Source organism: Ensifer sp. (assembly GCF_035999185.1).
Lineage (GTDB): Bacteria > Pseudomonadota > Alphaproteobacteria > Rhizobiales > Rhizobiaceae > Ensifer.
Map to the genome: position 1 here is coordinate 1 of NZ_DASYHB010000020.1, position 8830 is coordinate 8830.

Here is an 8830-nt window from a genome sequence, read left to right on the forward strand (position 1 = left end):
CGACGTCAACGGCGAAAAGATCCGCGTCCTGCCGAAGGACTACCAGCTGGATCCGGTCCGTGACTTCACCATGCACGTCGACTTCCTGCGCGTCTCCAAGGACAGCCAGGTTACCGTCGAAGTTCCGGTTCACTTCGAAAACGAAGAGAAGTCCCCGGGCCTCAAGGCTGGCGGCGTTCTCAACATCGTTCGCCACGAAGTCGAGCTCAACGTTTCGGCTGACGACATTCCGGAATTCCTGTCTGTCGACCTCTCCGGCCTGAAGGTCGGCGACGCCGTTCACATCTCCAACATCAAGCTGCCGAAGGGCGCGACCCCGGTTATCACCGATCGCGACTTCACCGTTGCAACGATCGTTGCTCCGGCTGGTGGCGTGAAGGAAGAAGCTGAAGGCGACGCAGAAGCTTAAGTTCGCTTCTGGCCGAACGGCTACCTGATTGAAAGCCCGTCCCACGCGCGTGGGGCGGGCTTTTTGCGTTCTTGACAATCAACCGCCGGCTGCAACGAAGTGCCGCCTCACGATTTTTCATGTAGCGATTTCAGCAACATTTAAGGATTTGATGATGTTCTTCATGCGGGGAAACTGGGGCACTTGAAGAGAATCCTGATATGAGATGCGTGGCAGCAGCGTCCAAGGCGTGCATTCGATGATGCATTCCGTCGAGAACCGATTTATCGCGATTGTCTGTGGCACGATGCTCGTCTTCATTGCCCCGCTTCTCGTGCTCTTCCTCAGCATTTCCAGCGAGCGCATCGCGCGCGAACGCCTGCACAACATCGAACTCCTGATGGCCGCGAGCGCCGAGGCGCTCGGCAAGCCGATCTGGGATTTCGACAGCGACGGCATCAAGCATATCGCCCGCTCGCTGATCAACGGCACCGACATCCTCTCCGTCACCGTGCGCGACCAGTCCGGCTCGATCCTGGCGCAGATGCCGCTTGGCGGCGCCATCACGAGCACCGATGACCGGCTCTTGACCCTGCCCATCTCGTATCAGTCCGTCGACGGTCTCAAGCAGGTTGGCCGCATCGAGGTGCGTGTGCCCACACCCGGCCTGCTGTCACAATTCAGCAAGGACGAACTGGCGATCCTCGCCATCCTGCTTTTTGCCGTCGCCATCGTTTTCGCCGCCGCCCTGATCGGCAACCGGTTCACGGTGATGCGGCCGCTGATGCGCCTGACGGCGGCGATCGAGGCGACGCGCCGGCTCGGATCGCGCCATCGCGTCGACTGGACCTCCGACGACGAAATGGGCGCGCTTGCCGCCAACTTCAACGAGATGCAGGACCGTCTCGAGCGTGAAGAAACGGAACTCAAGAACGCGCATGAGCGCGTCACCGATATCTACAATCTGACGCCCGCGATGCTGTTTTCGCTCGATGTCGACGGACGTCTGCTTGCCGTCAGCGACTACTGGCTGCTGGCGACCGGATACGACCGCGACGACGTCATCGGCCGCGATTTCGTCGACTTCATCGACGCGCATTGGCACGAGACCTATCGCAGCCGCGCCAAGACGATCGCCGTTGGTGACCATGAGATCCGCGAGGTCACCGTCCCCTTCCGCAAGCGGGACGGCGAGCTGATGACCGTGCTGATCCAGGAAACGAAGGCGACCGGCGAAGGCAGCCTGTCGCTCTCCGTCATGACCGACGTCACGGCGCTGAAGCAGGCCGAAAGCCGCAACCATACCCAGGCGATCACCGATCACCTGACGGGCCTGCTCAACCGGCAGGGCTTCGAGGCAGCACTCGACGACGCGATCAAGCAGGCCGATGACTGCGGCATGCAGCTCGGATGCCTGTTCATCGACCTCGACCGCTTCAAGTGGATCAACGACAACTTCGGCCACGCCACCGGCGACGAGGTGCTGCGCCACACGGTCGAGCTCATTCAGGATGCCCTGCCCCCTGGCGACATCATGGCCCGGCTCGGCGGTGACGAATTTGCCATCCTGCTTTCCGACGCGCACGCGGCGGACCTTGCCAGCGAAATCGGCGAGCGCATCGTCAGCGCCCTGCACGAACCGATGACGATCGCCGGCAACGAGCTCTTCGTCAGCGCCAGCGTCGGCATCGCGGTCTATCCGACCCACGCGGAAAACGCCTCCGACCTGCTGCTGAAGGCCGATATGGCGATGTATGCGCGCAAGCACGACGGCAAGAACGGACTGCAGGTGTTCGACGCCGGCATGCTCGACGCCTCGCGCGAGCGCCACGAGATCGAACAGTGCATCGAGGCAGGCCTGAAGGACGATCATTTCGAAGCCTGGCTGCAGCCGATCGTCAGCCTTGCCGACGGCCAGATCGTCGGCTTTGAGGCACTGATGCGCCTCAACCACCCGGAAAAGGGGCTGATGCCGCCCGGCAAGATCATCGGCATTGCCGAGGAAACCGGAACGATCGCCCGCATCGGCGACCGCATCCTCGAAAAGGCGATCCGCCATCTCGCCGCGATCTCCGAACTGGACGGCACCCAGAACACCTATCTGGCAGTGAACTTCTCACCGTTGCAGTTCGAGCTGACGCTGCCGCACAAGCTCGCAGCCCTGCTCCTGAAACACCACATCTCACCGAGCCGGATCGTCGTCGAGATCACCGAGGCCGTGCTCATGCTCGACAATCCCGAGGTCCATGCGGTGCTGAAGCAGCTCAACGAGTTCGGCTGCCGGATTGCACTTGACGACTTCGGCACCGGCTATTCGTCGCTGAGCTACCTCAACCGCTTCCCCGTCGACATCGTCAAGGTCGACCAGTCCTTCACCCGGTCGCTGAGCTCCGGCACCGCCGACATCAGGCGCAAGAGCCGCATGTTGATCAAGGGCATCCGCACGATCTCGCACCAGATGGGCTGCACGGTCGTCGCCGAGGGCATCGAGACGAAGGAGCAATGGCAGCTCCTGCGCAAGCTCGGCGTCAATTGCGGCCAGGGCTACCTGTTCAGCCGGCCGATGCCGGTCGACCGGATGCTCACGATGCTCGAAAGCGACTCTGAGGCAAAGGCTGCGGCCGCGCCGAGCATGCGGGCGTGACCTGCCGGTAGCCTTGAGGGTTTGCAGGCAACGGCGTCACATCCGCGGCCGTGCGGAAACGATAAGAGCCCGCCGCAAGGCTGGCAGCAATGAGGAGGAAAGATGTGAAGGCGCTGATCCCAGTATTTTTCCTCGGGCTTTTCACGACGGCCGAGGCGCAGACAATCAAGTTCGTCACCGAGGAATATCCGCCCTACAATTTTTCGACCGTAAACGGGCCGAGCGGTGCGGCTGTCGATCAGGTCAAGCTGATCATGGAGCGGTTGAAACTCCCGTTCACCATCGAGGTTCTGCCCTGGGCGCGCGCTTTCGCGCAAGCAGAGACCGACCCGGACTCCTGCGTCTTCACCACTGGCCATGACGCCGAACGCGACAAGAAATTCCTCTGGGTCGAGCCATTGCTGATCGATCACATGGTCATGGTCCGGCACGCCAATTCAGACATTTCGCCCGCCTCGCTGGAGGCCGCGCGGCAGTACACCATCGGAACGCAGCGCGAAGACTTCTCCGCGGCCTATCTCGTCGAGCACGGCTTTCCGAAGATCGACTATGCCGCCAACCTGGATTCGAGCCTGAAGAAGCTGATTGCGGGCCGGGTCGATCTCATGATGACCTCCGAGAAAACCTTTGAGAGCATGCGCGCCGAAGGCAAGCCGGTCGAAGCGGCGCTGACGCTGGAAGGCAAGCTCTACGGCATCGCCTGCCATCGCAACATGCCGCGCAGCAAGATCGCCGCCATGCAGCACGAACTCGACCGGTTGATCGGCAACGGCACGCAGGATGCGATCTTCAAGCAGTACGGGCTCACGCCCAATGCCAGCCTGCAGGCCGAGAAATAGGCGTTGACTTCGTGAAGGCGCGGTGTTCTTGGATGGCACCACCCCGAAATCATGAATGCGTAACACCATGTTGATCATCACAGGGCTTGGCAATCCAGGTTCGAAATACGCGGCCAACCGGCACAATATCGGCTTCATGGCAGTCGACGTCATTCACCGGCGGCATGGCTTTTCCGCCTGGTCGAAGAAGTTCAAGTCGGAGATCGCCGAAGGCGAGATCGGCGGCGAGCGCGTTCTCCTGATGAAGCCGCAGACCTTCATGAACCTTTCCGGCGAAGCCGTCGGCGAGGCGATGCGCTTCTACAAGCTGCAGCCGAAGGACATCACCGTCATCTATGACGAACTGGACCTGCCGGCGGCCAAGGCGCGCATCAAGGTCGGTGGCGGCCATGGCGGCCACAACGGCATCAAGTCGATCGACGCCCATTGCGGCAAGGACTATCGCCGCCTGCGCCTTGGCATCGGCCATCCCGGCGTCAAGGACCTCGTGCACGCCCATGTGCTCGGTGATTTTGCGAAGGCCGACCAGGCCTGGCTGGTGCCGTTGCTCGATGCCATCGCCGACAATGCCGACATGCTGGTGCGCGGGGAAGAGTCCCAGCTTCTGAACAAGATCGCGCTTGCGACCGGCGGAAAGCCGGAGGCGGAAAAGCCCGCAGGCCCCAAGAAGCAGGGCGGACAATCGCACATTCACCAGGCGCGCAATTCCGCCCAGCCAAAGAAGCTGCCGACGACGGGCCCCATGGCCGACATGTTGAAGAAGCTGTTCGGGTCGAAGAACGGCTGACTTCCCGTTTCCAAGGCGAGCACTAGTTTTGCGATAGGCGGACCCTGCCCGACCGCGCAAGCCTGGAGCACGCCCTGTGACCGACCCGGTGATCAACTGGCTTCTCGCTTCGGACCCTTCGGTCCGCTGGCAAGTCATGCGCGACCTCGTCGACGCGCCTGAGGCGGAATGGCGGGCGGAACGTGGGAAGGTCGAGACCGAAGGCTGGGGTGCCCTTCTGCTTTCCCATCAGGACGCCGACGGGCAATGGGCAGGCGGCGCCTTCATTCCTGCAAACTTCGATCCGCGCGAATGGTCGGAGCGCGGACAGCCCTGGACCGCCACCTGCTTTTCCCTGACGCAACTCAGGGAATTCGGCCTCGACCCATCGTCTGAGCGCGCCATGCGCACCGTCGCGCTGATCGGCGCCAATTGCCGTTGGGACGAAGGCAGGCAACCCTTTTGGCAAGGCGAAGTCGAAGAATGCATCAACGGCCGCACCGTCGCGGACGGCGCCTATTTCGGCGTCGATGTCTCGCCGATCGTCGAGCGGCTCCTCGACGACGCGCAGCCGGACGGCGGCTGGAACTGCGAGCGGATCAACGGCTCGACCTGCTCCTCCTTCGCCAGCACCATCAATGTGCTGGAGGGGCTGCTGGAATATGAAAAGGTGACGGGCGGCACGCCCCGCTCCAGGAAAGCACGCGAGGGCGGCGAGGAATACCTGCTGAAACGTCACCTCTTCCGTCGCCTGGCGACCGGACATCCCGCCGACGATCGCTTTCTGTGCCTCTGCCACCCGAGCCGCTGGCACTACGACATTCTGCGCGCGCTCGATTATTTTCGCGCCGCTTCGGTATGGCGTCGCTCCGCGCCCGACCGGCGTCTTCAGGAGGCCATTGATCAGCTCCGCGCCAAGCGCCGGGACGACGGGACCTGGGCCTCCGACTGGCGGTCGCCGGGGCGCGTGTGGTTCGATGTCGACGACGGACCTGGCGAGCCCTCGCCCTTTGCGACGCTGAAGGCGATGCGCGTGCTCAGATGGTGGGGCAGGCATTCAACAGGCGGCGAGGGTCGTTAGAGCAATTCCAGGAAAAGTCTAGAACGGTTTTCCGTCCGGAATTGCGTAATATCAGAGAGTTAGATCATTTCACTGTTTCAACGAAACAATGAAATGATTTAGGTCGCCCTGTGCGCGGCCAGAAAGATCCGAACCGCTTCTTCGGCATGCGCCTTCAAAGCCTCCCGCGCCGGAATGGCGCCGTCGCCAAGCAGCATCGCATCATTCACCGGCCCGCCCATCACCAGCCAGTTGAAGAACGCGCCGGCAACCTGCGCATCCCTCACCCGAATATCCCCCTTCTCGGTGTAGCGCGTGAAGGCAACGGCAAGTCGCCGGATCGATCGCATCGGCCCACGCTCGTGCAGCGCCTCGCCGAGTTGCGGAAATCGCTCGACCTCGGCGATCACCAGGCGCCGCACCTGCATCAGCCGCGGGGTCATGACGATCGTCAGCAGTTGCGTCGCATAGTCGAGCAGGAATTCCTCGATCGGCTGCTCGCCGTCGGGATCGGCGACCTGCTCCTGAAATTCGTCGCCCGCTCCGCCCGTCATGCTGCGCACGACTTCGAGAAACAGCGCCTCCTTGTTATGGAAATGGGAATAGACCGTCTGCTTCGAGACATCCGCGGTCGCGGCGATCTCGTCCATGTTGGTGCCGAGAAAGCCGTGCTTCAGGAAGAGATCACCGGCGGCACCGACGATCAGCTTGCGGGTGCGCTCCATGCGCGTCTTTGCGCCGTTGCTCAATCCTGTCCCCTCTCCGTGCGGCGTCAGCAAATCACCGACTCTCCCAGGATAGGCCAGTCGCATTGACAAATCAAACTGGACGGTCCAGTCTAGTTAGTGAGGACGTTATTGGAGAAGGTCATGGCAAAAGCACGAGGAAGAGTTCGAATAGCGGCCTGCCGCTGCGGCCAGGTTGCCTTTGAGGCGGTGGAAGAACCGATCGTCGGGGCCGCCTGCTATTGCACCAGCTGCCGCACCGCGGGCGAACAGCTCGAGGCTTTGCCCGATGCGCCGGCCGTACTGGAAGCCGACGGCTCGACCCGCTTTGCGCTCTACCGAAAGGACCGGATCCGCTGTATCCGCGGCGAAGGCCTGCTGCGCGCACACCGCCTGACGCCAAAATCGACGACCCGCCGGGTGATCGCGAGCTGCTGCAACGCCGCCATGTTCCTGGAATTCAAGGGTGGCCACTGGCTGAGCGTCTACAACCAGCGCTTCGCCCCGGACGAACAGCTACCGCTGGAAATGCGCACGATGACGAAAGACCGCAGGCCCGGCGTCGAGTTCAATGACGCGCTGCCAAGCTACAAAACCCATTCGGGCCGCTTCATGTGGCGGCTGCTCACCGCCTGGATAGCCATGGGCTTCCGCGCGCCTGACATCGACTATGTGAAAGGCGAGGTCCATGGCACCGCAAGCTGAGAAAATCGAAATTCAGAACGTCGTCTCGCCCGGCCACATCCACCGGGTCGACCGGGCGAAATACGAAGCGATGCGCGAGGCCTTGCTTGCCGTACTGCCACCGGCAGCACCGGGGCTGACGGTTGCCGAAGCGAAGGAACGGTTGCTGCCGATCCTGTCGCAAGAGCTTTTCCCAGGCGGCGCGAAGGCCGGCTGGTGGCTGAAGGCGGTGCAGCTCGATCTCGAGGCCAAGGGCACGGTTGCGCGGGAGGCGAGCAAGCCGCTGCGCCTGCATCGAACGGCGTAAGGTCAAGGCGCCGCCGCTTCAGGCTGCGCCTATTCCTCGGGCTCGGTGGTGAAAAGCAACGGGAACCCGGCTTCCTTGGCGAGGTCCGTTGCCTCCGTAGCCTTGGTCTCGGCAATGTCGCGCGCGCAGACGACGACAACGCAAGTGCCCATCTTGTGCGCCGTCATCATCACCCGGTAACCGGTCTCTTCGCTCATGTGGAACACGGCCTTGAGCACGCCGATCACAAATTCGCGCGGCGTGTAGTCGTCGTTGAGCAGCATGACCTTGTAAAGCTTCGGCCGATCGAGCTTCGGCTTGACCTTCACTTTGACTTTTCTGGCGACCTCGTTGTCACTCATCGGAAATCCACCCGTTGTGACAGATAGGACGGTTCTGCCGCCCGGCGCACTATCCTACGGGCAGCCGCAGTGATCAAGCAAAAGCAGTGACGGCGCTGCCGCGATGACCGACGAACATCTTCGCTTCATCGTCGTAGGCGCGCGCGCGCTCCAGCGCCGCTTCTGCCGTCCGCTTGCGCGCAAGCAGCGCATGAAAGAAGCAGTGCACGAACAGCGGCGCATCCGCACCCTCTGGCGATCCGTCGGGGCCGATGTAGAGCCCGGCCCCACCCTTTCCGGCAAAGGCGTCGCCATAGGCCTTGCCACCGGTTTCGCAGCAGGTGCTGAGGACAATATTGCCCTTGAGCCTGGCGTGTTCGGCGACGACCGAAGGCGGCAGGCTGCCCTCGAGAAGCATCGAGGTATCGATCTCCTCGATATAGTCGCCGAACACGAAACCGTTTTCGTCACCGTGGCCGCAGATGACGAGGTGCTGGTGCACCCGCTCTCCGGCACCGATCAGGGACAGAAAGTCGCCGGGCGTCCCCGGCAGGTGCAGCGTCACGACAGCGCCAAGGCTCTCGAGCATCGACCGGATCAACAGCGCTTCGAGCGTGTCGCCGATATCGATGACGGCCACCGGCATGCGCGGAAACATGAACGTCTGGTCGATCAACTCTGCCATTGCTGCCTGCTCTCCTTCTTCGCTGCCACGGCAACGTCCGGTGCAATTGGCAGCGCATATGCGGCCCGAACACCGCACGTTCAACGGCCAGAGCCCCTTATTTACCGTGAAGGGGGCGTCCACCCTTGACCGCGAAGCGCCCTTCCCGCATAGCCACGCCAACGGAATTTTAAGATACGGACGAGACCCAATGGGCTTCAAATGCGGTATTGTCGGACTGCCGAACGTCGGCAAGTCCACCCTCTTCAACGCGCTGACCAAGACGGCGGCGGCCCAGGCGGCCAACTACCCGTTCTGCACCATCGAGCCGAACACCGGCGAAGTGGCCGTGCCGGACCCGCGCATGCGCAAGCTGGCGGACATTGCCAAGTCGAAGGAAATCATCCCGACGCGCATCTCCTTCGTCGACATC

11 protein-coding genes are annotated in these 8830 nt (G+C 62.4%); 8 read left to right on the forward strand and 3 right to left on the reverse strand.

The window, feature by feature from the left end:
- From VGO04_RS01855 to VGO04_RS01875, 5 genes are all read left to right on the forward strand, one after another.
- Positions 1-409 (forward strand): 50S ribosomal protein L25/general stress protein Ctc (locus tag VGO04_RS01855; RefSeq protein WP_327494259.1); only part of this gene is annotated, 409 nt, incomplete at its 5' end.
- Between the two features lie 238 nt (positions 410-647).
- Positions 648-3032, forward strand: a complete 2385-nt coding sequence (locus tag VGO04_RS01860) for a putative bifunctional diguanylate cyclase/phosphodiesterase (RefSeq protein WP_327494260.1) — start codon at positions 648-650, stop codon at positions 3030-3032.
- A 104-nt stretch (positions 3033-3136) separates the two neighbouring features.
- Positions 3137-3871, forward strand: a complete 735-nt coding sequence (locus VGO04_RS01865; RefSeq protein ID WP_327494261.1) for a substrate-binding periplasmic protein — start codon at positions 3137-3139, stop codon at positions 3869-3871.
- A 67-nt stretch (positions 3872-3938) separates the two neighbouring features.
- On the forward strand, positions 3939-4658 hold the full coding sequence (pth, locus tag VGO04_RS01870; protein ID WP_327494268.1) for an aminoacyl-tRNA hydrolase: 720 nt from the start codon (positions 3939-3941) through the stop codon (positions 4656-4658).
- A 136-nt stretch (positions 4659-4794) separates the two neighbouring features.
- The gene (locus VGO04_RS01875) at positions 4795-5718 is read left to right on the forward strand and encodes a squalene cyclase (RefSeq protein WP_327494269.1); all 924 of its coding nucleotides are present in this window, start codon (positions 4795-4797) and stop codon (positions 5716-5718) included.
- Between the two features lie 98 nt (positions 5719-5816).
- Here VGO04_RS01875 and VGO04_RS01880 read toward each other — a convergent pair whose 3' ends face one another.
- On the reverse strand, positions 5817-6446 hold the full coding sequence (locus VGO04_RS01880) for a TetR/AcrR family transcriptional regulator (protein ID WP_327494262.1): 630 nt from the start codon (positions 6444-6446) through the stop codon (positions 5817-5819).
- A gap of 120 nt (positions 6447-6566) precedes the next feature.
- On the opposite strand from VGO04_RS01880, the gene VGO04_RS01885 reads away from it, so the two are divergent.
- Together VGO04_RS01885 and VGO04_RS01890 are read left to right on the forward strand one after the other, a co-directional pair.
- Complete coding sequence (locus VGO04_RS01885; RefSeq protein WP_327494263.1) at positions 6567-7127, forward strand: hypothetical protein; 561 nt, start codon at positions 6567-6569, stop codon at positions 7125-7127.
- Positions 7111-7413: a DUF6958 family protein gene (locus VGO04_RS01890; protein WP_327494264.1), complete on the forward strand. Its 303-nt coding sequence runs from the start codon at positions 7111-7113 to the stop codon at positions 7411-7413. The genes VGO04_RS01885 and VGO04_RS01890 overlap by 17 nt, the downstream gene beginning before the upstream one ends.
- Before the next feature lie 29 nt (positions 7414-7442).
- Here VGO04_RS01890 and clpS read toward each other — a convergent pair whose 3' ends face one another.
- Together clpS and VGO04_RS01900 are read right to left on the reverse strand one after the other, a co-directional pair.
- Positions 7443-7754: an ATP-dependent Clp protease adapter ClpS gene (gene clpS / locus VGO04_RS01895; RefSeq protein WP_327494265.1), complete on the reverse strand. Its 312-nt coding sequence runs from the start codon at positions 7752-7754 to the stop codon at positions 7443-7445.
- A 73-nt stretch (positions 7755-7827) separates the two neighbouring features.
- Positions 7828-8418: a hypothetical protein gene (locus VGO04_RS01900; protein WP_327494266.1), complete on the reverse strand. Its 591-nt coding sequence runs from the start codon at positions 8416-8418 to the stop codon at positions 7828-7830.
- Between the two features lie 190 nt (positions 8419-8608).
- On the opposite strand from VGO04_RS01900, the gene VGO04_RS01905 reads away from it, so the two are divergent.
- Positions 8609-8830 (forward strand): GTPase (locus VGO04_RS01905; protein WP_327494267.1); only part of this gene is annotated, 222 nt, incomplete at its 3' end.

Coding starts and splice junctions, on each gene's coding strand:
- VGO04_RS01890 (WP_327494264.1), top strand. CDS start 7,111: ATGGCACCGCAAGCTGAGAAAATCGAAATTCAGAACGTCGTCTCGCCC.
- clpS (WP_327494265.1), bottom strand. CDS start 7,754: ATGAGTGACAACGAGGTCGCCAGAAAAGTCAAAGTGAAGGTCAAGCCG.
- pth (WP_327494268.1), top strand. CDS start 3,939: ATGTTGATCATCACAGGGCTTGGCAATCCAGGTTCGAAATACGCGGCC.
- VGO04_RS01900 (WP_327494266.1), bottom strand. CDS start 8,418: ATGGCAGAGTTGATCGACCAGACGTTCATGTTTCCGCGCATGCCGGTG.
- VGO04_RS01885 (WP_327494263.1), top strand. CDS start 6,567: ATGGCAAAAGCACGAGGAAGAGTTCGAATAGCGGCCTGCCGCTGCGGC.
- VGO04_RS01875 (WP_327494269.1), top strand. CDS start 4,795: ATGCGCGACCTCGTCGACGCGCCTGAGGCGGAATGGCGGGCGGAACGT.
- VGO04_RS01860 (WP_327494260.1), top strand. CDS start 648: ATGATGCATTCCGTCGAGAACCGATTTATCGCGATTGTCTGTGGCACG.